The 23,420-nt window shown below is 69.0% G+C and carries 24 protein-coding genes; 13 read left to right on the forward strand and 11 right to left on the reverse strand.

The window, feature by feature from the left end; genetic code table 11:
• Positions 1 to 94 precede the first annotated feature (94 nt).
• Positions 95 to 814 carry a pseudouridine synthase gene (locus ACIQ6S_RS00480; RefSeq protein WP_397572003.1) on the forward strand — a complete coding sequence of 240 codons (720 nt, stop codon included), beginning with the start codon at positions 95 to 97 and terminating at the stop codon, positions 812 to 814.
• Between the two features lie 28 nt (positions 815 to 842).
• Here the strand turns inward: ACIQ6S_RS00480 and ACIQ6S_RS00485 are convergent, their stop codons facing one another.
• The 4 genes from ACIQ6S_RS00485 to ACIQ6S_RS00500 all read right to left on the reverse strand — a co-directional run bounded on the left by ACIQ6S_RS00485 (position 843) and on the right by ACIQ6S_RS00500 (position 2,704).
• The gene (locus ACIQ6S_RS00485) at positions 843 to 1,220 is read right to left on the reverse strand and encodes a hypothetical protein (RefSeq protein ID WP_397572004.1); all 378 of its coding nucleotides are present in this window, start codon (positions 1,218 to 1,220) and stop codon (positions 843 to 845) included.
• Positions 1,213 to 1,554, reverse strand: a complete 342-nt coding sequence (locus tag ACIQ6S_RS00490) for a heavy-metal-associated domain-containing protein (RefSeq protein ID WP_397606618.1) — start codon at positions 1,552 to 1,554, stop codon at positions 1,213 to 1,215. Before ACIQ6S_RS00490 ends, ACIQ6S_RS00485 begins: the two co-directional genes overlap by 8 nt.
• 17 nt (positions 1,555 to 1,571) lie before the next feature.
• Entirely contained in the window at positions 1,572 to 2,219 is a 648-nt protein-coding gene (locus tag ACIQ6S_RS00495) for a hypothetical protein (RefSeq protein ID WP_397606619.1), read from the reverse strand.
• Positions 2,220 to 2,299: 80 nt separating this feature from the next.
• On the reverse strand, positions 2,300 to 2,704 hold the full coding sequence (locus ACIQ6S_RS00500; RefSeq protein ID WP_397606620.1) for a hypothetical protein: 405 nt from the start codon (positions 2,702 to 2,704) through the stop codon (positions 2,300 to 2,302).
• 254 nt (positions 2,705 to 2,958) lie between these two features.
• On the opposite strand from ACIQ6S_RS00500, the gene ACIQ6S_RS00505 reads away from it, so the two are divergent.
• The 5 genes from ACIQ6S_RS00505 (at position 2,959) to ACIQ6S_RS00525 (ending at position 7,765) form a co-directional block, all read left to right on the forward strand.
• Positions 2,959 to 3,168: a cold-shock protein gene (locus tag ACIQ6S_RS00505; protein WP_297865894.1), complete on the forward strand. Its 210-nt coding sequence runs from the start codon at positions 2,959 to 2,961 to the stop codon at positions 3,166 to 3,168.
• Between the two features lie 74 nt (positions 3,169 to 3,242).
• The gene (locus ACIQ6S_RS00510) at positions 3,243 to 3,725 is read left to right on the forward strand and encodes a peptidylprolyl isomerase (protein ID WP_397606621.1); all 483 of its coding nucleotides are present in this window, start codon (positions 3,243 to 3,245) and stop codon (positions 3,723 to 3,725) included.
• Positions 3,726 to 3,868: 143 nt separating this feature from the next.
• Positions 3,869 to 6,157 (forward strand): TonB-dependent receptor, encoded by a 2,289-nt coding sequence (locus ACIQ6S_RS00515; protein ID WP_397606622.1) that lies wholly within the window; start codon positions 3,869 to 3,871, stop codon positions 6,155 to 6,157.
• Positions 6,158 to 6,324: 167 nt separating this feature from the next.
• Positions 6,325 to 6,807: a glutathione peroxidase gene (locus ACIQ6S_RS00520; protein WP_397606623.1), complete on the forward strand. Its 483-nt coding sequence runs from the start codon at positions 6,325 to 6,327 to the stop codon at positions 6,805 to 6,807.
• Between the two features lie 76 nt (positions 6,808 to 6,883).
• Positions 6,884 to 7,765, forward strand: a complete 882-nt coding sequence (locus ACIQ6S_RS00525; RefSeq protein ID WP_397606624.1) for a GyrI-like domain-containing protein — start codon at positions 6,884 to 6,886, stop codon at positions 7,763 to 7,765.
• Between the two features lie 21 nt (positions 7,766 to 7,786).
• Here the strand turns inward: ACIQ6S_RS00525 and ACIQ6S_RS00530 are convergent, their stop codons facing one another.
• The 3 genes from ACIQ6S_RS00530 to ACIQ6S_RS00540 form a co-directional block, all read right to left on the reverse strand.
• Positions 7,787 to 8,413 carry an SOUL family heme-binding protein gene (locus tag ACIQ6S_RS00530; RefSeq protein WP_397606625.1) on the reverse strand — a complete coding sequence of 209 codons (627 nt, stop codon included), beginning with the start codon at positions 8,411 to 8,413 and terminating at the stop codon, positions 7,787 to 7,789.
• A gap of 81 nt (positions 8,414 to 8,494) precedes the next feature.
• Positions 8,495 to 9,436: a hypothetical protein gene (locus ACIQ6S_RS00535; protein ID WP_397606626.1), complete on the reverse strand. Its 942-nt coding sequence runs from the start codon at positions 9,434 to 9,436 to the stop codon at positions 8,495 to 8,497.
• Positions 9,437 to 9,443: 7 nt separating this feature from the next.
• Positions 9,444 to 10,223 carry a ferredoxin--NADP reductase gene (locus ACIQ6S_RS00540; protein WP_397606627.1) on the reverse strand — a complete coding sequence of 260 codons (780 nt, stop codon included), beginning with the start codon at positions 10,221 to 10,223 and terminating at the stop codon, positions 9,444 to 9,446.
• Positions 10,224 to 10,627: 404 nt separating this feature from the next.
• Here ACIQ6S_RS00540 and ACIQ6S_RS00545 point away from each other — a divergent pair, with 404 nt between their 5' ends.
• The 5 genes from ACIQ6S_RS00545 (at position 10,628) to ACIQ6S_RS00565 (ending at position 13,938) form a co-directional block, all read left to right on the forward strand.
• A complete protein-coding gene (locus tag ACIQ6S_RS00545) occupies positions 10,628 to 10,837 on the forward strand; it encodes a cold-shock protein (RefSeq protein WP_297865901.1) in 210 nt (69 codons plus the stop codon).
• A 97-nt stretch (positions 10,838 to 10,934) separates the two neighbouring features.
• On the forward strand, positions 10,935 to 11,570 hold the full coding sequence (locus ACIQ6S_RS00550) for a glutathione S-transferase family protein (protein ID WP_397606628.1): 636 nt from the start codon (positions 10,935 to 10,937) through the stop codon (positions 11,568 to 11,570).
• Positions 11,567 to 11,980, forward strand: a complete 414-nt coding sequence (locus ACIQ6S_RS00555; protein ID WP_397572550.1) for a hypothetical protein — start codon at positions 11,567 to 11,569, stop codon at positions 11,978 to 11,980. Before ACIQ6S_RS00550 ends, ACIQ6S_RS00555 begins: the two co-directional genes overlap by 4 nt.
• Positions 11,981 to 12,028: 48 nt before the next feature.
• On the forward strand, positions 12,029 to 13,552 hold the full coding sequence (locus tag ACIQ6S_RS00560; protein ID WP_397606629.1) for a fumarate hydratase: 1,524 nt from the start codon (positions 12,029 to 12,031) through the stop codon (positions 13,550 to 13,552).
• The gene (locus ACIQ6S_RS00565) at positions 13,549 to 13,938 is read left to right on the forward strand and encodes a hypothetical protein (protein WP_397606630.1); all 390 of its coding nucleotides are present in this window, start codon (positions 13,549 to 13,551) and stop codon (positions 13,936 to 13,938) included. Before ACIQ6S_RS00560 ends, ACIQ6S_RS00565 begins: the two co-directional genes overlap by 4 nt.
• A gap of 10 nt (positions 13,939 to 13,948) precedes the next feature.
• On the opposite strand, the gene ACIQ6S_RS00570 is transcribed toward ACIQ6S_RS00565, so the two are convergent.
• Complete coding sequence (locus ACIQ6S_RS00570) at positions 13,949 to 14,725, reverse strand: DUF4197 domain-containing protein (RefSeq protein ID WP_397606631.1); 777 nt, start codon at positions 14,723 to 14,725, stop codon at positions 13,949 to 13,951.
• Between the two features lie 41 nt (positions 14,726 to 14,766).
• Positions 14,767 to 16,908, reverse strand: a complete 2,142-nt coding sequence (locus ACIQ6S_RS00575; RefSeq protein WP_397606632.1) for a TonB-dependent receptor family protein — start codon at positions 16,906 to 16,908, stop codon at positions 14,767 to 14,769.
• Positions 16,909 to 17,065: 157 nt separating this feature from the next.
• Between ACIQ6S_RS00575 and ACIQ6S_RS00580 the strand changes: the two genes are divergently transcribed.
• Together ACIQ6S_RS00580 and ACIQ6S_RS00585 are read left to right on the forward strand one after the other, a co-directional pair.
• Positions 17,066 to 17,788 carry an NAD(P)H-binding protein gene (locus ACIQ6S_RS00580; protein ID WP_397606633.1) on the forward strand — a complete coding sequence of 241 codons (723 nt, stop codon included), beginning with the start codon at positions 17,066 to 17,068 and terminating at the stop codon, positions 17,786 to 17,788.
• A 35-nt stretch (positions 17,789 to 17,823) separates the two neighbouring features.
• Positions 17,824 to 19,308 carry an aminotransferase class V-fold PLP-dependent enzyme gene (locus ACIQ6S_RS00585; RefSeq protein WP_397606634.1) on the forward strand — a complete coding sequence of 495 codons (1,485 nt, stop codon included), beginning with the start codon at positions 17,824 to 17,826 and terminating at the stop codon, positions 19,306 to 19,308.
• Positions 19,309 to 19,314: 6 nt separating this feature from the next.
• Here ACIQ6S_RS00585 and ACIQ6S_RS00590 read toward each other — a convergent pair whose 3' ends face one another.
• Together ACIQ6S_RS00590 and mfd are read right to left on the reverse strand one after the other, a co-directional pair.
• Positions 19,315 to 19,902, reverse strand: coding sequence for a GNAT family N-acetyltransferase (locus tag ACIQ6S_RS00590; protein WP_397606635.1), 588 nt, complete (start codon positions 19,900 to 19,902; stop codon positions 19,315 to 19,317).
• A 7-nt stretch (positions 19,903 to 19,909) separates the two neighbouring features.
• A complete protein-coding gene (gene mfd / locus ACIQ6S_RS00595; RefSeq protein WP_397606636.1) occupies positions 19,910 to 23,359 on the reverse strand; it encodes a transcription-repair coupling factor in 3,450 nt (1,149 codons plus the stop codon).
• Between the last annotated feature and the right edge of the window lie 61 nt (positions 23,360 to 23,420).

Here is a 23,420-nt window from a genome sequence, read left to right on the forward strand (position 1 = left end):
GCGTCGCGCGTAGGCCTGAAGTGAGGGGTCGGGTTCAGGTGCCCGGCCCGGCCGGGGGGTATCCTGCGCGCCCTTTCCCTTTCGGCACGCAGCGATGCGCCTGAACAAACACCTCTCCGAGGCGGGCTACTGCTCGCGCCGCGAAGCCGACCGCCTGATCGGCGAAGGCCGCGTCACCATCAACGGCATCCGCGCCCGGGTTGGCGCCGAACTGGGCGAGGGCGACAAGGTCGCCGTCGATGGCCAGAACGTCGCGCAGCGCGCCGCCGGTGCCGCGAACAAACGCCGCCACGTCTACATCGCGTACCACAAGCCTGTCGGCGTCACCTGCACGACCGAGGCCGACGTGGCCGGCAACATCGTCGAGGCCATCGGCCACGAGCAGCGCATCTTTCCGATCGGCCGCCTCGACAAGGACAGCGAAGGCCTGATCCTGCTCACCAGCAACGGCGACATCGTCAACGAGATCCTGCGCGCCGAGAACAGCAAGGAGAAGGAGTACCTGGTCGGCGTCAACAAGGACGTGACCATGGAATTCCTCCGCGGTATGGCCCGCGGCGGCATCGCGATGCACGGACAGACCACGCTGCCGTGCAAGGTCTCGAAGATCGGGCCGGTCGGTTTCCGCATCGTGCTGACGCAGGGCCTCAACCGGCAGATCCGCCTGATGTGCACGCACTTCGGCTACCGCGTGAAGCGCCTGTTCCGCAGCCGCATCGTCAATATCCAGATGGGCCACCTGAAGCCGGGCCAATGGCGCAACCTCACCGACGCCGAGCTGCGCGGCCTGCTGCCGAACCGCACGGAGTGGTGAGATGGCGGCCCGAGGGCCGCCGCTTTGCTCAAGTCAGCGCCGGCAGCACGAAGGCGAACAGTGCGCCGGTGATCGTGGCGAGCACCGAAAACACATAGAGCCCGTTCGACCAGCGGCGCAGCCTCGTGCAGGCACGGGCCAGCGCTGGATCGGCCGGACAGGGCGCCGAGCGCGCCCGCCAGAGCAGCGTGCCGGCGATGGCGAGCGCGAGCGCCGCCACGCCGAACACCAGACCTTTGCGCTCCGAGAGCCAGATCAGCTGCGGCACGGCGGTGACCAGCCCGGCGAGGGTGGCCCCCGCGCCGACGCTGACCATGACCGCCGGCAGCACGCAGCAGACCAGCGTGCCCGAGCTGGCCAGCAGGGCGCCGAACGCGCCCCACAGGCCCTGCTTCAACTCATTCACCGCCGACCTCGGCCTTGATGGCGGCGACCGTGGCGTCGGTGCGCTGGATGCCCACCACGGTGTAGCCCGCGTCGGTGAGCAGCTTCGTCGCCGTGGCATCGGCGATGTCCTGCCCGTCCTTGAGGCCCACGGCGACCAGCTTGCTCTCGAGGCTGACGAACACCTCGGCGGTGGCGGCGTCCTTCTTGAACGCACGGGTGATGCCGTCGGCGCAGAACGCACAGACGAGGCCGTTGACTTCGATGCGGAGGCTGCGTGCCTCCAGCGTCGAGGTGGCGAAGGTGGCGCCGAGGACAAGGGCGGCGGTGGCGAAGGAAAGGAACGAACGGTTCATGGGGTGGCTCCTGGGAATCAAAGGTTGATCATCACGTTGGCGAGGGGCTGTCCGTCGGCATCCGCGCCTACCTCCAGCCACCAGCGGGTGGTGAAGAAGCGCAGGACCGCGACGGGCTTGATGTCGTCGTCGATGGCGTTCGTGGTGCGCATGCCCTTCAGCACCACCCAGGTCGCGACCCGGTCGATGTCGTGCTCGTAGGGTGCCCAGCCGATCGCGGCGGTGTCGAAGCGGTGCGACCAGCCGTCGCCTTCGTGCAGTTCGGTGACCAGCGAGGTGTAGATGCGGCGGGTTTCGTAGTCGAGCTGCAGGCCGACGTGCCGCGCCAGCCCGTCGCCGAGCGCGGTGCGGCCTTGGCCAACTCCGCCCCAGACGAAGGCGTTGGCTTGCGCGGCGGGCAGGTTCCAGCGATGCAGCAGACGCGAGGCACGGACATAGCCCAGTTCGAGCTCGTTGGTGCGCTCGAGGCCGTCGGCGCGGACGCCGCCCGCAGAGACCGACCAGCGATGGCTGGGTGAGTAGGTGTAGCTGAAGCGGTCGACATCCGGCTCGTGCTCGACCATCAGCATGTGCCCGCCGGCGTAGGAAATCGGGCGGGCGAGAGAGGGCGAGGCGAGAACGACGCCGGCGAGGGCCATCAGGCCCACCGAAAGGATGCGTGGCATGGGAACTCCGTGCGGCAGGCGGGGACGCCTGCGTTGCAGGTCCGTCGCGCAGTGGGCGCGACGGTGCGGCGCGAACGGGTTCAGCCGATGGGCGGGCGAAGCGGGGACTGCGCGGTCCAGCGGAGGGCGGGCAGGATCGGCGTCGCGCTGGGGCCGGCGGCCAGCAGGTGCTGGCTCGTGAGGACGAGCAGAGGCGTCATGCCGAGCGCCTGTGCACACGCCCAGCGGCAGGATTCACCGAGCGCCGAATCACCGCAGCAATCGGCCGCTGTGGCCGGGTTGGCGTCCACCACCGCGGCCACCAGCGCGTGGCAGGGCGGCAGCGTGGTTGCGGCTTCGGTCGCCACCGGGGCTGGCGTGTCGCCCGTCGCCCCCGCCACCGGTGAGGCATGCATCGCGACGGCCACGCTGGCCTGCAGCAGCACGGCCAGCGCCAGAAGGGCGTGCAGAGCGACTCGCAGCAGGGGCGGACAGGCGACGGTCATTGAGGCTCCAGTCTAGCGGGCCTAGGACCCCGCCTGAACCGCGGAGTTCCCCTCCCAGACAAAAAAGTTGGCTTTCGTCAAGAAAAGGTTTAAGGTCGGCCTCGCTGAGCTTGCCGGGTCACGGTGAATTGTGTCCCGATGCGGTAGATCGATGATCCGCTACATCGCCCTTGTGTTGCCTCCCTGCAGACAGCCGCCGGTCCCAAAACCGGTGAAAACCTCAAAACATCGAATCTGTTCCTAGGAGACAACTCATGTCCGATCGTCAGACCGGCACCGTCAAGTGGTTCAACGACGCCAAGGGCTTCGGCTTCATCTCGCGCGAAGGCGGCGAAGACCTGTTCGTGCACTTCCGCTCGATCCAGGGCTCGGGCTTCAAGACGCTGAAAGAAGGCCAGAAGGTCAGCTTCACCGTCGTGAAGGGCCCGAAGGGCCTGCAGGCCGACGCCGTCCAGGCGCTCTGAGCCGCACCCACGCGTTTGCGTGACGAACCCCGGGCTTGCGCCCGGGGTTTTTCATTTCTGAAGGAGAATCCCCCATGCAGATTGCCGAGCGCACCGTCGCTTCCTTCCACTACACGCTGACCAGCCCCGAAGGCCAGGTCATCGACAGCTCCCGCGGCCGCGAGCCGCTGCCCTACCTCCACGGCGTCGGCCAGATCGTGCCGGGCCTCGAGAAGGCCATGGCCGGCCGCGTCGCCGGCGATGCTTTCCAGGTCGTCGTCCCGGCCGCCGAAGGCTACGGTGAGAGCAACCCCGAAATGATGCAGGCCGTGCCGCGCGCCGCGTTCCCGCAGGACGTCGACGTCCAGCCGGGCATGCAGTTCGAGGCCAACGGCCCGATGGGCCCGATCACCGTGGTGGTGAAGTCGGTCGATGCCGACACCGTCACCATCGACGCCAACCACCCGCTCGCCGGCATGCCGCTGCACTTCGACATCGAAATCGTCGAAGTCCGCGAAGCCTCGGTCGAGGAAGTGCTGCACGGTCACGTGCACGGCGCCGGCGGCCACCAGCACTGAGCCCCGCGGGGCCGCGGCTTTCGAGCCGCGGCTCCAGCACGATCCGGTTAAGCTTCCGTTACCCCGCGCTCCGCGCGGGGTTTTGCGTTTCCCGGCCAGGATGGCCCCGAATCCCAATCCCTTTTCGTCTCCAAGGAACCGAGATGCGCCGCACTCAGCCCACCCGTTTGAACCGCCACGCGCTGGCCCTCGCCATCGCCCTGACCCTGCCGGCCCTCGCGTCGGCGCAGGATGCCGCCCCCGCGGACGCCAACACCGACGCCACGACGCTGGACACCATCACGGTGACCGCCACCCGTCGCGCCGAGAACGCCCAGCAGGTGCCCATCGCGGTCAGCGCGGTCGACGGCGAGAAGCTGGACGCGATCCGCTCCGGCGGCGACGACATCCGCTTCCTGGCGGCCCGTTCGCCCAGCCTCAATGTCGAATCCTCGTTCGGCCGCGTGTTCCCGCGCTTCTACCTGCGCGGCCTCGGCAACACCGATTTCGACCTCAACGCCTCGCAACCGGTGTCGCTGGTGTACGACGACGTCGTGCTCGAGAACGTCACGCTGAAGGGCTTCCCGGTGTTCGACGTCGACCGCATCGAAGTGCTGCGCGGTCCGCAGGGCACGCTGTTCGGCCGCAACACGCCGGCCGGCCTCGTCAAGTTCGACTCGGTGCGCCCGGACTTCGAGACCTCGGGCTACGGCCGCCTCTCGTACGGTGAGTACGACACGATGAACGCCGAAGCTGCCATCGGCGGCAGCCTCACCGACACGCTGGCCGGCCGCGCTTCGGCGCTGTACCAGCGCCGCGGCGACTGGGTGGACAACACCTTCGCCGGCACGCGCCGCAACAATGCGGTCGAGGGTTACGAAGACATGGCCTTCCGCGGCCAGGTGCTGCTGCAGGCCAGCGAGGACTTCGAAGCCCTGCTGAGCGTGCAGATGCGCGACCTCGAGGGCACGGCCCGCCTGTTCCGCGCCAACATCCTCGGCGCCGACGGCCGCCTGGTGCCGGGTTTCGACCCGGAGAAGGTCGCCATCGACGCGCTGAACCAGCAGGACCTGGACACCGACGGCGCCTCGCTGCGCATGAGCTGGAACCTCGGTTCGGCCACGCTGTTCTCGATCACCAGCCTCAACCACGGCGAGCTCGCCTCGCGCGGTGACATCGACGGCGGCTTCGGCGCCGTCTTCCTGCCGAGCGGCGGTGGCCCCGGCCTGATCCCGTTCCCGGCGGAGTCGGGCGACGCGGCCGAGGTGAAGCAGGCCACGCAGGAGCTGCGCCTCGCTTCGAACGGCGACAACGCCATCGACTGGCAGGCCGGCCTGTACTGGTTCAAGGACCAGGCCGACATCGAGAGCATCAGCTACGACACCCTCGGCGGTGGCGTGGTCAACGCCCTCGCGACGCAGCGCCAGGACAACACCGCGTGGGCGGCCTTCGGCTCGGTGGACTGGGCCGTGAGCGAGACCTTCGTGCTGCGCGCCGGCCTGCGCTACACCGAGGACGAGAAGGACTTCACCGCCCGTCGCGTGTTCGGCGCCTTCGGTGCGCCGGCGATCGCGCCGATCACCGTGAACCCGTCGGACGAGAACGTGAGCTGGGACCTCGCCGGCACGTGGACGGTGGCCGATGACGTGAACCTCTACGCCCGCGTGGCGAAGGGCTTCCGCGCGCCGTCGATCCAGGGCCGTCTCGCGTTCGCGAACGCGGCGCTGCCGGCCAACCAGCTGGTCACCGTTGCCGATTCGGAAGAAGTGCTGTCGTACGAAGTCGGCATGAAGGTGGCGCTGTTCGACAACCGCGCCCGCCTGAACCTCGCCGCGTTCAACGCGACAGTCGACAACCAGCAGCTCACCGCCGTGGGCGGCACCGCCAACTTCAACAGCCTGCTCAACGCCGACGAATCGTCGCTGCGCGGCTTCGAAGCCGACCTCGAGGCCTACCTGACCGACCAGCTGCTGGTCACCTTCGGCACCGGCTACAACCGCACCGAGATCAAGGACGCGAACCTGACGACGGCGATCTGCGGCAACCCGCTGGGCTGCCTCGTCACCGACCCGACGGTGGTCGTTGGCGGCGCCACGCTGGCCCGCATCAACGGCAACCCGCTGCCGCAGGCGCCGGAGTGGACGACCAACCTGACCGCCCGCTACGGCATCCCGCTGTCGGACGACTCGGAGCTGTACGTCTACACCGACTGGGCCTACCGCAGCGAAGTGAACTTCTTCCTGTACGAGTCGACGGTGTTCACCGGCGCCCCGCTGCTCACCGGCGGCGTGCGCGTGGGTTACAGCTGGGGCCTCGGCCAGTACGAAGTGGCCGCGTTTGGTCGCAACATCCTCAACGAGATCGAGGCTGTCGGCGGCATCGACTTCAACAACCGCACCGGCTTCATCAACGAGCCGCGCACGTGGGGCGTGGAGTTCAAGGCGAGCTTCTGATCCCGCGCCGCGCGAGCGGCGAGATCGTGGCAACGGAGACGGCCCGGTGACCCCGGGCCGTTTCCTTTTCCGCGCCGGCGCGGAAAAGGCGGGGCGGATGGCCGCCTTCTCGCGCCGCCGAGGCGAGGCACGCTAGTCTTCACCTCCCCATCCCGGAGCCCGCGCCCATGACCACCGCCTTCGACTTCAAGGCCATCGACATCGACGGCAAGGAACGCACGCTCGACGAGTTCAAGGGCAAGGCCGTGTTGGTGGTGAACACCGCGAGCAAGTGTGGCTTCACCCCGCAGTACACCGGCCTTGAGCAGTTGTGGAAGGACTACGGCGACAAGGGCCTCGTGGTGCTGGGCTTCCCCTGCGACCAGTTCGGCCACCAGGAGCCGGGTGACGAGGCCGAGATCAAGAACTTCTGTTCGCTCACGTACGACGTGAGCTTCCCGATGTTCAAGAAGGTGGACGTCAACGGCCCGAAGGCGCACCCGCTGTTCAACTGGCTGAAGAGCGAGAAGTCGGGCTTCCTCGGCACCGAGGGCATCAAGTGGAACTTCACAAAGTTCCTCGTCGGCCGCGACGGCCGGGTGCTGAAGCGCTTCGCGCCCACCGACAAGCCCGAGAGCATGCGCAAGGACATCGAGAAGGCGCTGGGCTGAACTGCGCAAGATCGGGCACGCGGCTCCCACTCCCGGTAGGCAGGCTGGCACCACCTTCCCGCACCGCAGTTCGCCGATGGACACGCTCGAGACGTCCCCGATCAACCCGCGCCTGCAGCGCGTCCTCGACCGCATCACGGCGGCGCTCGCCCAAGGCGACGCCCCGCCGGAGCTCGATGCGCTGGCCCGCGAGGCGCACTTCTCGCCGTTCCATTTCCATCGCCTGTGGCGCGCGCTGACCGGCGAACCGATCGGCGCCACGGTGGCGCGCCTCCGCCTGCGTCGTGCCTTGGGCCTGCTCGCGCAGCCTGGGGCCAGCATCACCGACGTGGCCTTGGCCGTCGGTTTTGAATCGTCACAGTCCTTCGCCCGGCTGGTTCGCCAGCACCTCGATACGACACCCGGGGCCTTGCGCGATGACGCTGGGGTGCGCGACGAGGCGGAGCGCCGGCTCGAGCGGCCACTGCGTGCCCCGGCGACGCTGCCGCGGCTCGACGTCAGCGTGGTCTCGGTGGCGCCGTTCGAAGCCGTGCTGGTTTCGGCCACCGGCGACAACGAAGCCTTGGCCGAAGCCTACGGCGCGCTGTTCGCCTGGGCGGCGGAGGCAGGTCTGGTCGAGGCGATCACGGGTCTTTGGGGCATCGATCACGACGACCGGCGCGATGTTCCGGCTGAGCAGTGCCGCGCTGAAGCGATCATCGCCTTCCCGACGGGCACCGCCATCGCCTTGCCGGAGGGGCTACGCCGCGGGCAGGAAGCGGGCGGACGCTACGCGCGGATCCGCGTGGTCGGGCCTTACGACCGGCTGGAGCCGGCGCTCGATGGCCTGTTGGCCGACTGGTGGCCAACCAGCGGTTACGCGCTGGCCGAGCGTCCCATCCTCTTCCAGTACCTCGACGATCCGGAAACCACGCCGGCCGACATCCTGCGCACCGACATCCACCTGCCGCTCGCCTGAGCCCAGCATTGGCCTGCGGCCTCACTCCCTGCGCTGGACCGGCACCAGGATTTCGTTGCGGCGCATCGGGCCCGGCACCCAGGGCGCGTCGTACTGCGCGGACTGGGGTTCGGCGGCGGCGACCCAGCCGGCCTCGGCCAGCTCGCGTTCGAGCAGGCGCAGGTTCTCGGCGTATCGGATCGGGCTCCAGCGCCCGCTGAAGCGGATGGCCGCCACCATCCGCGACGGCACGCCGACGATCCGGATGCGCGGATCGCGCGGCAGCGGCAGGGTCTCGGCCGTGTAGCGGGCCGGCATCACGAAGCCCACCACCCAACTCTGCGGTGAGCCGGACTGCGTGACCGGGGCTGTCATGCCGATGCGTTCGCCTTCGCGCTCCTGCGTGACCGGCGCGGTCATGCCGATGCGCTCGCGCCGCGTGTTGTTGCCGAAGATGTAGTCGGCCAGCGGCTGGAATCCGAGGCTTCCGGCGCGGCCGAAGTCCTCGGTGGCCACCACCACTTCGGCGACCAGCATCGGCGCGTACTCGCGCACTTCGACGCCGGCATCCATCGACTCGGCCACGGTGTAGGCGGGTTCTTCCGCACGCGATTTGGCGGGCATCAGCGCCACGGCGAGCGCGGAAAGGAGGAGCAGGGCGGAACGCATCGGGGCACGGCTCGGCGGGATCAACGGAGGGAGCCCCACATTGAGGCCCATGCCGTCGCCGCCGCGTGGTGGCGCCGTGCTTCAGCGAGGACCGGCCGCCCGGCGCGTGCGCACCAGCCCCGCGAGTGCACCGAGGCTGCCGAATGCGATACCCGCGAGGAGCAGCGCCACGAGGCCGGCGACGATGAGGACGGGCAGGCCGCTGTCGCCCATCAAGTAGGCGATCGCCACCGCGAGCACACCGACCCCCGCACCCAAGGCGAGGGTGATCGGCAGGACGGCCAGCGCGGCCCAGGCATCCCCCGACCAGGCCAGTGCCGCATCCGTCCGAAGTCGTCGCCACGCGTAGCCCAGGGCGACGTTGGCGCCGACCAGCAGCGCCAACAGCGGCGACCATTGGGCGGTCGTGAACATGCCGGAACCGAGGGTGTCGTGCAGCAGGCCGGGTAACGCGCCGCTCACCAGATCAATGCCGAACGCGAGGAGGGTGCCGAAGATCGCGGCGCCAGCCCAGGCGTGGCGCGAAGGCGTGGCCGGCATGGGAGCCGTACCCGGCTTCAGCAACAGTGCGGCGCCCACGGAGGCACCGAGCGCGGCGACAGCGACGTGCAGCAAGGACATGGCGACGCCGACCACGGCGAAGCCGATCGGTGACTGCAGGGCGGGGATAAAGCTGTAGGCCAGGGCGGAGGCGAGGCTCACCGCGGCCCAGGCGCCGAAAGCCGCCAGCAGGCCGGTGGCCGCTGCCGCGCCCTGCGCGTGGCCGACGCGGTCAGGCGCCCGTCGCTGCCGACGCGTCGCGACAACGAAGACGAGGGCGGCCAGCAGCGCCGCGCCGAGCAGGCTCTGGCCGACGAGGCCGGGGAGCAGGTCGCGCAGCACGTCGGGCATCGCGCTGTCGCCCATGTAGCGGCCGAAGGTGATGCCGGTGCTGACCAGGCTCGCGGCGAAGGACCCCGCGACCGCCCACAGCGAGGCGGCCAACGGAAAGGCGAAGGTGTCCCGGGGGGAGGACTGGGGCATCAGGGGCTCATTTTTCGACGAAGGCGCGTTCGAAGACGTAATGGCCCGGCTGGCCGATCTTCGGCGAGGCCACGAGGCCGCGCTCGTCGAGCAGCTTCCGGAAGTCCGCGAGCATCTGCGGGCTGCCGCAGATCATCGCCCTGTCGTTGGCGGGGTTGATCTCCGGAAGGCCGAGGTCGCGCTGCATGGCGCCGCTGGCCATCAGGTCGGTGATGCGGCCGTGGTGCTTGAACCCTTCGCGGCTGACGGCGGGGTAGTACAGCAGCTTCTCGCGAATCTGTTCGCCGAGGTACTCGTGCTGCGGCAGCTCGCGCTCGATGTAGTCGCGGTAGGCGAGATCCTCGGCCTTGCGGACGCCGTGGGTCACGATGACCTTGTCGAAACGCTCGTAGGTGGCCGGGTCGCGGATGATCGACAGGAAGGGGGCGAGGCCGGTGCCGGTGGCGAGCAGGTAGAGGTTGCCGCCGGGATGCACGTCGCTGATCAGCAGGGTGCCAGTGGGCTTGCGTGACAGCAGCAGGGTGTCGCCAGGCTTCACATGCTGCAGTCGGGACGTGAGCGGCCCGTTCTGCACCTTGATGGAGAAGAACTCCAGGTGCTCATCCCAGTTCGGGCTGGCGATGGAGTACGCGCGCATCAGCGGCTTGCCGTCGACTTCGAGGCCGATCATCACGAACTGGCCGTTCTCGAAGCGGAAGCCGTCGTCGCGGGTACAGGTGAAGCTGAAGTAGGCGTCGGTCCAGTGGCGGACGTCGAGGATGGTTTCGGAGATGAAGGCGCTGGACATGCCGGAGAGCGTCGACGGGAATGAGCCATTGTCGCATCCGGGGCCGCGGCGACGTTGATCGAGGTCGTCCCCCGCAGGCGCGAGGGGTTGGCCTCTAGGGCCGCCCGAAATCGCCCAGGAGCGGTTCGATCCGCGCATTTTCCTGCTGCAATGCAGCAGCCGATGCCCGGGATTCAGCCCCGGCCCCCTGTTTTCGAGAACTGGATCACGGCTTCACGGGGCCTTACTTTTCGTTCAGGCACGGGTTACTGTAGGGCCGCTGCTGCGCTTGGGTCACAGTGAACCGTGGCCGCGTGTGCTGATCCGACCGATCCGCTGCATCGACGCAACGATTCCCCGGGCAAGCAGTCATGGCGTGAGGCCTGCGCCGTTCCCAACCAGCCAATGTTCGAGGACGCATAGCAATGTCGGATCGTCAGTTCGGGACCGTGAAGTGGTTCAACGATGCCAAGGGCTTCGGCTTCATCACGCCGGAGAACGGCCAGGACGTGTTTGTCCACTTCCGTTCCATCATGGGTAACGGCTTCAAGACCCTCAAGGAAGGCCAGCGCGTGAGCTTCAAGGTCGTCGCCGGCCAGAAGGGCATGCAGGCCGACGAGGTGCAGGTGGCCTGAGCCGTCTGCTCGGAAGCTGCCGAAGAACCCCGGGCCCGTCCCGGGGTTTTTTTCACCCTCGCCGGCGCACACTGCCCCCTCGCCCTCGGAGATCGCCATGGACCTGCTTTACTTCGCGCCCGGCAGCGCCAGTCTGTGCGTGCACTGGCTGCTGCTGGACATCGGACGCCCACCGGAGTTGCGTCGCGTCGACCTCGCCGCTGGCGAGCAGCGCGGTGCCGAATACCTCAAGCTCAATCCGGCCGGCGTCGTGCCAACCCTCGTCCTCGATGGCGTGGCGTACAACGAGTCGGGCGCGTTGCTGCTGATGCTGGCCGACCGCTACCCCGACGCCGGCCTGCTGCCGCCGCCCGGAACCGCCGCGCGCAACGCCGCCTACCAGTGGCTGGTGTTGATGGCGAATGGCCTGCAACCGCCCTTCCGGACCTGGTTCTACCCGCACGAGCCTGCGGGCGAGGCGGCCAGCGACGCGGCGAAAGCCGAGGCGGGCCAACGCATCGGCGCCTTCTTCGATCGCGTGGAGGCCCACCTCGCCGCCAACGGTCCCTACCTGCTGGGCGAGCGGGTTTCCGCGCCCGATTTCTTCTTCGCCATGCTGTGCCGCTGGTCGCGCAACATGCCGAAGCCGGCCACCGAGTGGCCCGCAATCCGCGGCTTCATCGATCGGATGCGCGCGCGCCCGAGCTTCAAGCTGCTGTGCGAACGCGAAGCCCTGACGGAGTGGCTTGCGTGAGTGGCGTGGCGCCGATGCAGGCCATCGCGGGCCTCGAGCCCGCGGACCTGCGTTGGCGCATCGATGTCGACGTGCTGGTGGTGGAGTTCCGCGGTCGTCGGCACACCCCCGCCCACATGGCGGGCTGCTGGCGCGCCGTGCAGGGCCTCGCCGCCGAGCGGGGCCTCGCCAAGGTGCTGGCCATCGATCTGATGGACGACGACCCGCTGACCGGCGAGCAGCGCTCGAGTTTCATCCGCCAACTCGGGATGGATGTCTTCGCCGGACGCCGTTGGGCCTATGTCGCGCGCTCCGTGGACCGCGTCGGCGCCTACGAGGCCACCCAGCTCGACGCGCAGGAACAGGGCCTCGACGTGCGGGTCTTCAGTTCCTTGGCCGAAGCGGAGCTCTGGGTGCGTTTCCCCGGCTGACTTAAACTGGCGGCCTTTCCCCAGCCCGCGGCGCCGCGCCGCCATGCCATGACCGTCATCAAGCAAGAGGACTTCATCCAGTCCGTCGCCGACGCTTTGCAGTACATCAGCTACTACCACCCGGTCGACTACATCAAGGCCTTGGCGGCCGCGTACGAGAAAGAAGAAAGCCCCGCGGCCAAGGACGCGATGGCGCAGATCCTCATCAACTCGCGCATGTGCGCCGAAGGGCATCGCCCGATCTGCCAGGACACCGGCATCGTCACCGTGTTCCTCGAGATCGGCATGGACGTGCGCTGGGACGCCACGATGAGCGTCGAGGACATGTGCCACGAGGGCGTGCGCCGCGCCTACCACCACCCGGACAACAAGCTGCGCGCTTCCGTTTTGGCCGATCCGGCGGGCAAGCGCATCAACACCAAGGACAACACGCCTGGCGTCGTGAACATGAAGGTCGTGCCGGGCGACAAGGTCGACGTGATCGTCGCCGCGAAGGGCGGTGGCTCGGAGGCGAAGTCGAAGTTCGCGATGTTGAATCCTTCGGATTCGATCGTCGATTGGGTGCTGAAGACCGTGCCGACGATGGGTGCCGGCTGGTGCCCGCCGGGCATGCTGGGCATCGGCATCGGCGGCACCGCCGAGAAGGCCATGCTGCTGGCGAAAGAATCCTTGATGGAAGAGATCGATATCCAGGACTTGATTGCGCGCGGGGCGTCCAATCGTGCCGAAGAGCTGCGCATCGAGCTCTACGAGAAGGTGAACCGGCTGGGCATCGGTGCTCAGGGTCTTGGCGGCCTGACCACCGTGCTCGACGTCAAGATCAAGGACTACCCGACCCACGCGGCCAACCTGCCGGTGGCGATGATTCCGAACTGCGCGGCCACCCGGCATGCGCACTTCACGCTCGATGGCAGCGGCCCGGTGATGCTGGAGCCGCCCTCGCTGGAGGACTGGCCGGAGCTCACCTACGACGCCTCGAAGGGCAAGCGCGTCAACCTCGATTCGATCACCAAGGAAGAGATCGCGAGCTGGACGCCCGGCGACGTGCTGCTGCTCAACGGCAAGCTGCTCACCGGTCGCGACGCTGCTCACAAGCGCATGGTCGACATGCTCAACAAGGGCGAGGCGCTGCCGGTGGATCTGCGCGGCAAGTTCATCTACTACGTCGGCCCGGTCGATCCGGTGCGCGATGAAGTCGTCGGCCCGGCCGGCCCCACCACGGCCACGCGCATGGACAAGTTCACCGGCCAGGTGCTCGAAGCCACCGGGCTCTTTGGGATGGTGGGCAAAGCGGAGCGTGGCCCGGTGGCCATCGAAGCGATCAAGAAGCACCAGAGCGCCTATCTGATGGCGGTCGGCGGCGCGGCCTACCTCGTGTCGAAGGCGATCAAGGCGGCCAAGGTCGTCGGTTTCGCTGACCTCGGCATGGAGGCGATCTACGAGTTCGAGGTGAAAGACATGCCGGTGACCGTCGCCGTGGATTCGCGCGGCGAGTCGGTGCACACCACCGGCCCGGCCGAGTGGAAGGGCCGCATCGCCAAGAGCCTCGGCATCCCGGTGGTCGTCGAGTGAGGGCCCGCGAGCCGTCGTCGCGCCTGCGGCGGCTGCTCGTCCTCGATGCGGCGGGCGCGGCGCTCACCGCCGCGATCACGTTGGGGTTGCTGGCGAGCGGCGTCGTCCAGAGTGGCGTGCCGTCGGTCGTCTGGTGGGGGCTTGGTGGCGTCGCCGTCGGCATGGCCGCTGTTGGTGCGATGGCGCTGTGGCGGCAGTCGCCGCCCGCGCCCCGACTTCGGCGGCTCGCATTCGCGAACTTCGCTTATGCGCTCGCCTCACTGATCGCGGTCTGGGCATTCCGCGACACGGTGACGAACGTCGCCGCGGCCTACGTGATGGTCGAAGCACTCGTGTTGGTGGTCCTCGCGGGCGTCGAGTGGCGCGAAGCCCGCGGCGCGCCCTGAATCGCCGGGCTCAGCCGAACACTCGCCGGAGCAGGTCGGTGTTGCGCGAGGTGGGGTTCGAGCGGATCGCCTGCTCCTGCCCGCCGATGACGTGGAACAGGCCGTCGATGGACCGGTTCGTCACGTAATCGTCGAGGTCCAACGCCGAACGGCCGTCGCGACCGCCGCCGCCGAGCAGCGCGCCCAAGGCGCCGCCACCCGCACGCTCGCTGAAGGCCTTGTACTTCTCGGTGACGCCGACGCTGGCGGTCTGTCGCGCCACGATCGGGCGGAATGATGCGAACAGGGCTTCGCCGCTGCTGCGTTTGAAGTAGTCGGTGGCCGAGGTGCCGCCACCGCGAACGATGCCGATGGCGTCCTGCACCGTCATGGCGCGCACCGCGTCGGCGAGGATGCCGGCGGCTGCGGGCACGGCTTTCTCGGCGGCGCGGTTCATCGATTCCTCGAAGGCGTCGACGCGCGCGCCCTGGCCGGCTTTGCGCGCGAGGTCGGCGAGCTGCTTCAGGCGATCCGGCACGAGGATCTTGACCGCCTGGTCGCGGAAGAAACCGTCCGGCCGGCCCAGTTGCCGCACCGAGCGGTCGACGCCTTGGGCGAGTGCTTCCTTGATGCCGCCGGCAGCGTCCGACGACGTCAGGGCCCCCGCGCTGCCGCGCGAGCCGCCGATGCGTTGCAGGGCGCGCTCCAGGCCGGACTGCGCAAGCAGCGAGGGTGCCGCCGCAAGGGCGGGGAGGCCGACAAGGAGCGCGGCGAGCAGTTCGCGGCGGCGGGCGGATGGCTGGCGCATGGCGGGGCTCCGGCGGGGGAGCCCCGAGCATACGCCGGGGCTTACCAGCCGTAGCGCAGGCCGGCGACGATCTGCCGCGGGTTGCCGAACAGCAGGCCGCGCGTGCGGTCGACGATGTACTCGCGGTCGGTGAGGTTCTTCACCGCGACATAGGCGCTCCAGGCGCTGCCCGTCGGTTCGTAGTTCAGGGTGGCGTTCCAGGTGGCGTAGCCGTCGAGCTGGCCGAACTGGCCGTCGCCGTTCACCACCGGGTGGCGCGAGTTGGCGAAGTCCCCCCACTGGCGGCCGATCTGCTGCACTTCCACCGAGCCGTCCCAGGCGCCCCGCACGTAGCCGACGCGGAAGGTGGTGGTCAGGTCCGGGGCGTAGGGCAGGCGGTTGCCGGCCAGGCTGCCGTTGGCGGCGGCGCCGGTGTCGACGCGGCGTAGCACCGTGCTCTGTTCGGCGGTGGGCAGCCAGGTGACGGCCAGGTTGGCGTAGAACTCGCCGCTGCGTCGCTGCAGCGCGCCGCGGTTCATGCCCGCGGCGAATTCGAAGCCCGCGTACTCGGTTTCGCCCTGCGCCAGCGGCGTGCTGCCACCGGCGATCGAGCCCACCACGACCTGATTGTCGAAGTCGGTGCGGAACATGGTGGCCTCGATGTCGATGCCCTGCCAGCGCGTGCGCAGGCCGAGTTCGAGGTTCAGGCTGTCCTCGGCGCCCACGGCGACGCTGGTGCCGTTGCCGGCGATCAGGTCTTCGACGCGCGGCGGGGCGAAGCCTTCGTGGACCGAAGCGAACAGCACGACGGCGTCGCTGACGAACCAGTTGGCGCCCAGGCCCCAGGTGGTTTCGGCGACGTCGTCGGAGCCGCCCAGGCCGCCGGGCAGGCGGTTCAGGCGGGTGAATTCGATGTCCTCGCGACGCACGCTCGGGGTCAGCTGCAGCGCGCCCAGATCGAAGGTGGTCGTGGCGAAGGCGGCCAGCGCTTCCGCCGTGCGCAGGTTGTTCTCGACGAGGGTGCCCGTGCGCGCGGCCGGGGACGTGCCGTTCACCTGGAAGCGCACCTGGTCCTCCTCGTGCCAGCGCAGGCCCACCTCGCTGTTGCCCGCCGTCCCGAACAGGCTGGTGTCCCACGTCAGGCGGGTGTCCACGCCCCACGTGTAGTACCGCCGCAGCCGGCCTTGGGCCGAGTTGCACAGCGCCGGATTCACGCGCTCGCCGCGCAGGCGGGCATCGCGGAACGCGGTACCGCACTGCGTGTCGGAGGTCGTGCTGGACTGGCGCCACCAGTCGCGGACGAACTCGGTGTAGTAAGCCGAGGTCAGCAGTTGCAGGCCTTCGCGCGGGGTCCAGGCGTGGCTGGCCGAGAGCGCACCGTGCTCGATGTCGAAGAGGTCGTCCTCGAACGGGTAGTACTCGGCGCCGAAGTTGCGGTACTCGGCATCCGTGAGGCCGGAGTAGCCGACCTCGGATTTTTCCCGAAGCGTGTTGGCCCGGAAGGTCAGGGCGTGTTGCTCGGTCACCTGCCACTGGTACTTCGCGAACAGGTCCGTCTGCTCGAGTTCGGTGTTGTCACGGGCGCCGTCGCCCTGCTTGTGGCCGAGATCGACCAGCAGGTTGTTGCCGCCGACGCTGGCGTGCAGCGCGCGGTAGCCCCGCGTGCCGGCGGAGAGTTCCGCGTGTCCGGCGGCCTCTTCCGGCGGGATCGGGGTGATGTAGTTGATCGCGCCGGTGATCGTCTGCGGGCCGAAGCGCAGCAGGCCGGCGCCCTTCAGGACTTCGATGCGGTCATAGCGCTGGATCGGCGCGTGGTAGTAGCTGGCGTTGTCGCCGTAGGGCGCATACATCGCCGGCAGGCCGTCCTCGAGGATCAGCACCTTGGTCGAGCGCGTCGGGTTGCTGCCGCGGATGCCGATGTTCGGGCGCAGGCCGAAGCCTTCCTCGTCGCGGACGGTCACGCCGGGCACCTTGCGCAGCGCCTCGTTCACGGTGAGCGCGCGCGCCGACACGAGCACGCTCTGATCGAGGGTGGTGGCGCTGCCTTCGGCCGTCTCCGGGGCGGGCAGGCGGCCTACCACCTCGATCGTCGCCAAAGTGCGCTTGGCGTTCGCCGGTTCGGGGGCCGGGGCGGGCGCGGCGAGGCCGGGAAGGGGAGCGAGGGCAAGGGCGAGGGCGAGCGAAAGCGGGGTGCGGCGGGTCATGGTCCGGACGAGTTGCAAATGCGAATGGTTATTATGCGGGAATGATTCCGTTTCGTCATCCGTCCGCGTTCACGGCGCAAAACCGTGGCGGCCATCGGATTTCCGGAAAGAAGCCCGTGCTAGCCTCGGGCGTCCTTCACGCCCCCACCACGTCGCCATGCAGGCTCGTCTGCCGCTGCCGGAAACCGACGCGCAGACCCGCCGGGTGCTGTTGACTGGGGCGTCGGGGCTGGTCGGTGGGCAGGTGCTGAAGCGCTTGTTGGCATCGGGCGAGCCTTTCGAGGTCGTGGCGCCGACGCGCACGCCCTTGATGGCCCAGTCGCCTCGTCTCCGCAATATCGTCTACGACTCCAGCACGGCCGAGCGCCGCACCGACAGCGGTCTGCGCCGCAGTCTCGCCGGCTTGAAGGCGGACATCTGGATCTGCGCTCTTGGCACGACGATGGGCAAGGCGGGCAACCAGGCGGCCTTCGTGGCCGTCGATCGCGACCTCGTCCTGAAATTCGCCGCGCTCTCGCGGGCCCTCGGGGCGCGCCACGCCATCCTCGTGTCCTCGGTCGGCGCGGACGCGAAATCGGGCAACTTCTACCTTCGCGTCAAGGCCGAAGCCGAGCGTGGCCTGGCCGAGCAGAACTTCCCGCGCGTCGACATCCTGCGCCCCGGCCTGCTGCTGGGCGAGCGTGGCGAGCGCCGGCCCGGCGAGCATCTGGCCCAGCGCTTGGCGCCCCTCTACAACCCGCTGCTCTGGGGGCCGCTGGCGCGCTTTCGCGCCATCGAAGCCAGTGCCGTGGCCGGGGCGGCGGTGTCCCTTGCGCGTGACGGCGGAAGCGGCTGGTTCGTGCACGAGTACGCTTCTCTGCGAAAATTGGCCGGCCGCTGAGCCGCGCCATCGCGCGGCCGCCCATGAGGTCCACCGTGCCGACGTCGCTCGAATCCCGCTTCACCCCCTTCCGCGAACAGATCATCGGCATCGACCAGACGTTCCGGTCGCCGTTCGGAGAGCAGGCGATCCGCTACGCGGACTGGACCGCGAGCGGTCGGCTCTATGCACCGATCGAGCGCGCCTTGCTCGAGCGGTTCGGGCCCTTCGTGGCGAACACGCACAGCGAATCCAACACGACGGGAACGCTGATGACGCGCGCCTACCAGGCGGCGCAGGCGATCATCAAGCAGCATGTCAACGCCGGCCCGTCCGACGTGATCATCACCCAGGGCAGCGGCATGACCGCGATGATCAACAAGTGGCAGCGCATCCTCGGCCTGCGCGTGCCCGAGCAGCTCGCGGCCTACGTCACGCTGCCGGAGCGGCGCCCCATCGTGTTCGTGACGCACATGGAGCACCACAGCAACCAGACGTCGTGGGTGGAGACCATCTGCGACGTCGAAGTGGTGCCGGCCGACGAACGCGGCCTGGTCTGCCCCGACCAGCTCGATCGCCTGCTCCGTGAGTACGCCGATCGGCCGTTGAAGATCGGTGCCTTCACTGCCTGTTCGAACGTGACCGGCATCCAGACGCCGTACCACGATCTCGCCAAGGTGATGCATCGCCACGGCGGCCTGTGCTTCGTCGACTTCGCGGCTTCGGCCCCTTACATCGACATCGACATGCATCCCGCCGATCCGGAGAGCAAGCTCGATGCGATCTTCTTTTCGCCGCACAAGTTCCTCGGTGGCCCCGGGACGCCCGGCGTGCTGATCTTCGACAGCGCGCTGTACCACAACCGCGTGCCGGACCAGCCCGGTGGCGGCACGGTGAACTGGACCAATCCCTGGCAGCAGCACGCCTTCGTCGATGACGTCGAGGCCCGCGAGGACGGCGGCACGCCGGCGTTCCTGCAAACCATCAAGGCCGCCATGGCCATCCGGCTCAAGGAGCAGATGGGCGTCGCGAACATCCTCGCGCGCGAGCATGAGTTGCGGGACATCCTGATGCCCGGGCTTCGTGCGATCCCGGGCGTGCACCTGCTGGCCGACCACCTCGAGGAGCGCCTCGGCATCTTCTCGTTCTATGTCGAGGACCTGCACTACAACCTGCTCGTGCGCCTGCTCAACGACCGCTTCGGGGTGCAGGTGCGCGGTGGCTGCTCGTGCGCGGGCACCTACGGCCACTACCTGCTGAGCGTCGACCCGAACCGATCGCGGGCGATCACCGAGAAGATCGACAGCGGTGATCTCTCGGACAAGCCGGGCTGGATCCGACTGTCCATCCACCCGACCACCACGGACGACGAGGCCCACGCGCTGGTCGAGGCGGTGCGTGCCTGCGTGTTGAACGCCGCCGAGTGGTCGAAGGACTACCGCTACTGCAACAAGCGCAACGAGTACGTGCATCCCACCGATGCCGACGGCGCCGAAGCGATGCTGTCGTGGTTCGAAACCCCGGCTGGCGCGGCGGCCTGAGGGCCTTCAGCCGCGCCACTCGTTGGCGATGAGCCCGTAGATCGCGGAATCCTGCCGTTCCGTGCCGCTGCGCCAGCCTTGGCGCAGCGGGCCTTCGCGCTGGAACCCCAAGGCTTCGAGCAGCCGGCACGACGCCGCGTTGCGAGGATCGACGTCCGCTTCGACCTTCTGCGCCGCGATTGCAACGAACGCGTGATCGAGGGCGAGGTGGACCATCCGCCGGCCGAAGCCCTGTCCCCACAGCGCGGGATCGAGCAGGTAGCCGATCTCCGTGCGCGGGCGCGGAGGGTCGATGCGGAAGAGCGTGACCCAGCCGACCAGCCCAGGCGATCCGGGCCGCCGCGCCGCGAACCGCAGCAGCTTTCCCCCGCGTGCGCCGGCCTCGACGTCATCGAGGAAGGCATGGGCACGTGGCAGGTCATCCGGTGCCCACGCCGCGGTGCTCCAGTAGCGCATGGCGTGCGGGTCGGCGTGCAGCCGGGCCAGTGCGGCGGCATCGGCGACAGCGTCGCGTTCCGGCCACGGACCGAGCTGGATGCCTTCGCCCTGGAGGATCGGAAGGGCGGCAGCGTGCGGTCGGTGCGCCGAACGCATGCCGCGCTCAGCCCTGCGCCAGTGTGGTGAACAGCGCCCGCGCGGCGCGGAGACGGCTCGGTGCATCGGGCAGTTCGAGCTTCATCTTCAGCCTCTCCGGGCCGTCCATCGCGTAGACCTTGGGCTGGCCCTGGATCATCCGGATCACCGACATCGGATCGATGTTCGGCTTCGAATCGAACACGAGGCGTCCGCCGGTCGGGCCGAGATCCAGCTTGCGGATGCCCAGTCGCGCGGCATCGAGCTTCAGCTCGCTCACCGCGAACAGGTGCTTCGCCGCATCGGGCAGCACGCCGAAGCGGTCGACCAGCTCGACCTGCAGTTCCTTCAGGCGGTCGACGGACTTCGCCGCGCTGATGCGCTTGTACTGCGTGAGGCGCGCATGCACGTCGGGCAGGTAGTCGTCGGGCAGCAGCGCGGGCAGGTTGAGGTTGATCTCCGGGCCGATCGGGGCGCCGGCATCGAGGTCGGGGATCTTGCCGGCCTTGATCGACTTGACCGCGCGCTCCAGCAGTTCTGTGTAGAGCGAGAAGCCGACCTCGGCGATCTGGCCGCTCTGCTCCTCACCCAGCAGCTCGCCGGCGCCGCGGATCTCGAGGTCGTGCGTGGCCAGCATGAAGCCGGCACCGAGTTCCTCGATCGCGGCCAGCGCTTCGAGCCGCTTCTCGGCATCGCCGGTGAGTTTGGGCGGCACGATCAGGTAGCAATACGCACGATGGTGCGAACGGCCGACGCGGCCGCGCACCTGGTGAAGCTGCGCCAGCCCGAAACGGTCGGCTCTGTTCACCACGATCGTGTTGGCGCTCGGGATGTCGATGCCCGATTCGATGATCGTGGTGCACACCAGCACGTTGAAGCGCTGGCGGTGGAAATCGAGCATCACCTGTTCCAGCTCGCGCTCGGGCATCTGGCCGTGCGCCACCCGGATGCGGGCATCGGGCACGAGGGCCTGCAGGTCGCGGGCCATCTTCTCGATGGTGTCGACCTCGTTGTGCAGGAAGTACACCTGGCCGCCGCGGGCCAGTTCGCGCTGGAAGGCTTCGACGACGGTCTCGTTCTCCCACGGCGCGACGAAAGTCTTGACCGCGAGGCGGTGCGCCGGTGGCGTGGCGATGATCGACAGGTCGCGCAGGCCGCTCATGGCCATGTTCAGCGTGCGCGGGATCGGCGTGGCGGTGAGCGTGAGCAGGTGCACCTCGGCGCGCAGGGCCTTCAGGCGCTCCTTCTGCCGCACGCCGAAGCGCTGCTCCTCGTCGACGATGACGAGGCCGACGTCCTTGAACTTGACGTCCTCCTGCAGCAGCCGGTGCGTGCCGACGATCACGTCGACCTTGCCCTCGGCCACTTGCTCGAGCACGGCCTTGACGTCCTTGGCCGACTTGAAGCGCGACAGCACCTCGACGCGGATCGGCCAGTCGGCGAAGCGGTCGCGGAAGTTCCGGTAGTGCTGCTCGGCGAGCAGGGTGGTGGGCACCAGCACCGCCACCTGCTTGCCGGCGGCGGCAGCGACGAAGGCCGCGCGCACCGCCACTTCGGTCTTGCCGAAGCCGACGTCGCCGCAGACCACGCGGTCCATCGGCGAGGGCTTGGCGAGGTCGGTGATGACGGCTTCGATGGCGCTGAGCTGGTCGGGCGTTTCCTCGAACGGGAAGGTCGCCGCGAAGGGCTCGTAAATCGCGCGGTCGACCGGCAGGGCGAGGCCGGCCCGGGCTTGGCGCCGCGCCTGGATCTCCAGCAGTTCGGCGGCGACGTCGCGCACCTTGTCGGCGGCGCGCTTGCGCGCCTTCTCCCAGGCTTCGCCGCCGAGGCTGTGCAGCGGGGCATGTTCGGTGGACGCGCCCGAGTAGCGCGAGACGCGCTCCAGCTGCGAGACCGGCACGTAGAGCTTGTCGCCCTTGGCGTACTCGATGACGAGGTACTCGCCGGCGACGCCGCCGGCCTCCAGCACCTCGAGGCCACGGTAGCGGCCGACGCCGTGCTCCTCGTGGACGATCGGCGAGCCGACGCCGATCTCGGACAGGTCCTTGATGATGGCGTCCGGGTCCCGCACGCCGCGGCGCGTGCGGCGGCGCGACTGCTCGGCCTTTTCCGGGAACAGCTGGCGCTCGGTGAGGACCGCGATCGCGGGTTCGGTCAGCGCGAAGCCGGCATCGAGCGGCACGACGCCGATGGCGTAACGATGGTCGCTGGCGAGGAAGGACGCCCAATCGGCCACCGTGGGGGGCTTCAGGTCGGCGGCCGCCAGCACGTCGATCAGCGCTTCGCGGCGTCCCGGCGAATCGGCGGCGACGAGCACTCGTCCCGGATAGCTCGACAGGAAGGCGCGGAGCGCGGCGGCCGGGGCTTCGCCCTTTGCGGCGAGCGGCAGGTTGGGCGCCGGCTGCGCATCGAGCGTCAGGCCCTTCTCGAAGCGGGGGTGCTCCGGCGGCACCTGCTCGATGCGGACATGGCGGTTCAGTGCGGCGCGCAGCTCGTCGAGGCGTAGCCACAGGTCTTCCGGCGGCAGCACCGGGCGCTCGATGTCGTGGCGTCGCTGCTCCCAGCGCTGCGCGCATTGGGCGAGCTGCTGCTCGGCCGCGGGCTCCCAGCCGGTATCGAGCACCACCAGCGCATTGGCTGGCACGTGGTCGAACAGACTGGCGGTCCGTTCGAAGAAGAACGGCAGGTAGTACTCGATGCCGGCCGGTGCCACGCCTTCCTTGAGGTCCTGGACCAGCGGGCAGCGACGCGGATTGACGTCGAAGCGGTCGAGCATCGCCTCGCGGGCGCGTTTGCAGGAGGCTTCGTCGAGCGGGAACTCGCGGGCCGGCAGCAGTTCGATGGCCTCGATGGCGTGCATCGAGCGCTGCGTCTCGGGGTCGAAGCTGCGCAGCGAATCGATGGTGTCGTCGAACAGTTCGATGCGGTAGGGCTCGGCGGCACCCGTCGGGAACAGGTCCAGCAGCGCGCCGCGAACGCTGAAGTCGCCCGGATCATTCACCTGCGGCACGTGGCGGTAGCCGGCGGCCTGCAGTCGGCGCTTTTCTGCGTCGAGGTCGAGCTTCTGCCCCTTCTTCAGGTCCAGGACGTTGCCCGCCACCCACGACGGCGGGGCGAGGCGCTGCAGCAGGGTGGAGACGGGCAGGACCAGCACGCCGCGCTTCAGCGCCGGCAGCCGGTACAGCGCCGCCACACGCTCCGAAATGATGTCCGGGTGCGGCGAGAACAGGTCGTAGGGCAGGGTTTCCCAGTCCGGGAAGTGCAGCACCGGAAGGCCGCGTGCCAGCGCCTTCAGGTCGGCTTCGAGACGCAGCGCGGCGGCCGTGTCGCGCGCCACGGCCACGACGAGGCCTTCATGGCGGTGCGCGCGTTCGACGATCGCGAGCGCGGCAGCGGTCGGGTTGACGGGGAGGCGCCAGTCGGCGCGCTGCTGGCCGCGGGCGGGGAGCGGCGCGGCGGGAAGGCTGGGAAGCGTCATGAGGCCGCGGAGTTTAGCCCTTCGGCCGCGCGTGGAACGGGTCGGCCCGAGCCGCCGCGGG

Origin of the sequence: Silanimonas sp. (assembly GCF_044377035.1) — a bacterium.
In the GTDB taxonomy this organism is placed as follows: Bacteria; Pseudomonadota; Gammaproteobacteria; order Xanthomonadales; family Xanthomonadaceae; genus Silanimonas.

Excerpts from the sequence above, each read along its gene's own strand:
- ACIQ6S_RS00480 (WP_397572003.1), top strand. The coding sequence starts at position 95 with ATGCGCCTGAACAAACACCTCTCCGAGGCGGGCTACTGCTCGCGCCGC.
- ACIQ6S_RS00500 (WP_397606620.1), bottom strand. The coding sequence starts at position 2,704 with ATGACCGTCGCCTGTCCGCCCCTGCTGCGAGTCGCTCTGCACGCCCTT.
- ACIQ6S_RS00490 (WP_397606618.1), bottom strand. The coding sequence starts at position 1,554 with ATGAACCGTTCGTTCCTTTCCTTCGCCACCGCCGCCCTTGTCCTCGGC.
- mfd (WP_397606636.1), bottom strand. The coding sequence starts at position 23,359 with ATGACGCTTCCCAGCCTTCCCGCCGCGCCGCTCCCCGCCCGCGGCCAG.
- ACIQ6S_RS00525 (WP_397606624.1), top strand. The coding sequence starts at position 6,884 with ATGGACACGCTCGAGACGTCCCCGATCAACCCGCGCCTGCAGCGCGTC.
- ACIQ6S_RS00540 (WP_397606627.1), bottom strand. The coding sequence starts at position 10,223 with ATGTCCAGCGCCTTCATCTCCGAAACCATCCTCGACGTCCGCCACTGG.
- ACIQ6S_RS00545 (WP_297865901.1), top strand. The coding sequence starts at position 10,628 with ATGTCGGATCGTCAGTTCGGGACCGTGAAGTGGTTCAACGATGCCAAG.
- ACIQ6S_RS00495 (WP_397606619.1), bottom strand. The coding sequence starts at position 2,219 with ATGCCACGCATCCTTTCGGTGGGCCTGATGGCCCTCGCCGGCGTCGTT.
- ACIQ6S_RS00505 (WP_297865894.1), top strand. The coding sequence starts at position 2,959 with ATGTCCGATCGTCAGACCGGCACCGTCAAGTGGTTCAACGACGCCAAG.
- ACIQ6S_RS00580 (WP_397606633.1), top strand. The coding sequence starts at position 17,066 with ATGCAGGCTCGTCTGCCGCTGCCGGAAACCGACGCGCAGACCCGCCGG.
- ACIQ6S_RS00530 (WP_397606625.1), bottom strand. The coding sequence starts at position 8,413 with ATGCGTTCCGCCCTGCTCCTCCTTTCCGCGCTCGCCGTGGCGCTGATG.
- ACIQ6S_RS00535 (WP_397606626.1), bottom strand. The coding sequence starts at position 9,436 with ATGCCCCAGTCCTCCCCCCGGGACACCTTCGCCTTTCCGTTGGCCGCC.
- ACIQ6S_RS00550 (WP_397606628.1), top strand. The coding sequence starts at position 10,935 with ATGGACCTGCTTTACTTCGCGCCCGGCAGCGCCAGTCTGTGCGTGCAC.
- ACIQ6S_RS00575 (WP_397606632.1), bottom strand. The coding sequence starts at position 16,908 with ATGACCCGCCGCACCCCGCTTTCGCTCGCCCTCGCCCTTGCCCTCGCT.
- ACIQ6S_RS00510 (WP_397606621.1), top strand. The coding sequence starts at position 3,243 with ATGCAGATTGCCGAGCGCACCGTCGCTTCCTTCCACTACACGCTGACC.
- ACIQ6S_RS00570 (WP_397606631.1), bottom strand. The coding sequence starts at position 14,725 with ATGCGCCAGCCATCCGCCCGCCGCCGCGAACTGCTCGCCGCGCTCCTT.
- ACIQ6S_RS00515 (WP_397606622.1), top strand. The coding sequence starts at position 3,869 with ATGCGCCGCACTCAGCCCACCCGTTTGAACCGCCACGCGCTGGCCCTC.
- ACIQ6S_RS00590 (WP_397606635.1), bottom strand. The coding sequence starts at position 19,902 with ATGCGTTCGGCGCACCGACCGCACGCTGCCGCCCTTCCGATCCTCCAG.
- ACIQ6S_RS00560 (WP_397606629.1), top strand. The coding sequence starts at position 12,029 with ATGACCGTCATCAAGCAAGAGGACTTCATCCAGTCCGTCGCCGACGCT.
- ACIQ6S_RS00520 (WP_397606623.1), top strand. The coding sequence starts at position 6,325 with ATGACCACCGCCTTCGACTTCAAGGCCATCGACATCGACGGCAAGGAA.